Consider the following 959-nt stretch of genomic DNA (forward strand, 5'->3'; position numbering starts at 1 on the left):
TGAGACCACCGGCCAAGGGCATTCGGATGCCAGTCCACGACTGCCAGAGCACCTTGTCCTTGCCGTCAAGGGCCAGGTAGCCGAACTGCCGGTGGTAGGGCTGCAGGCGCTCCTGCCAAACCAGTTGATCGTAGCGCAGGAGCCATGAGACACCCGAGAAGTCCTGGTCGGGCTGACCATAAAAGTCCTCCCGCAACAGCGTCGGCCCGGCCTCGATGGACAAGTTACGCGCCTCGCTCTCGAAGGCGAGATACCCGAGGCTCGGTCCGCCAACCGTTCTCAAGCGCAGGTCGGAGAAGCGATCGTGATCGAAGCTCAACCAGGCGGCCCCGTACCAGCGCGACGGAAACAGACGACTGTACTGGTTGAAGGTCGACCACTTTTCGGTGATCTTCTCCGAGTCGTTGGTATCGAATTCGAGCGCGCCCAGACTGCGAAAACGGTGCCAGCCCTGGCGGTATTCCAGCTGGTAGTCGACGTCGATCTCGTTCTTATCGGTATTGCCCCGCTCGTCACTCAGGGCGAGGTTGACGCGGCCGCTGAACTGGCGGTCTGGCGTGTTTGCTTCTGCAACAGTGGCCGGGATCTGATCCAAATCGGGCTCGATCGGCGCCTCGGCCAGAAAATCCGGCTGAGTCGGCTCGCGATCCACTGCTTGCACCCCGCGACGATCGATCCGCACGATGCCAAGGTAGTCCGTCCGCAGCAGGATGGTCTCCTGAGTGTCCTCAAGGATGGTGCCGGTCAGACGGTCGCCATTAGCCATGACAATCTCATCGCCAAGCACGACCTGACAGCACAAGAGCCCAACCAGACCAACGACCAGACAACGGATGGAAGCCGAGACGCCGGACCCTAAAGCGATAACCCTCACGGCAAATCCTGTTCTCGGTTTAGATAGCGACGGACGATCTCGGCATCATCAAGCATGCCAACGTGATCGGCCAGGTAGAGGTTGA

At 60.4% G+C, this 959-nt stretch carries 1 protein-coding gene; it reads right to left on the reverse strand.

The window, feature by feature from the left end; translation table 11 throughout:
- On the reverse strand, positions 1 to 766 hold a 766-nt coding region (locus VBE63_RS30255), incomplete at its 3' end, for a DUF481 domain-containing protein (RefSeq protein WP_323686665.1).
- Positions 767 to 959 lie beyond the last annotated feature (193 nt).

The sequence above is a fragment of the Lamprobacter sp. genome (genome assembly GCF_034860625.1).
In the GTDB taxonomy this organism is placed as follows: domain Bacteria; phylum Pseudomonadota; class Gammaproteobacteria; order Chromatiales; family Chromatiaceae; genus Lamprobacter.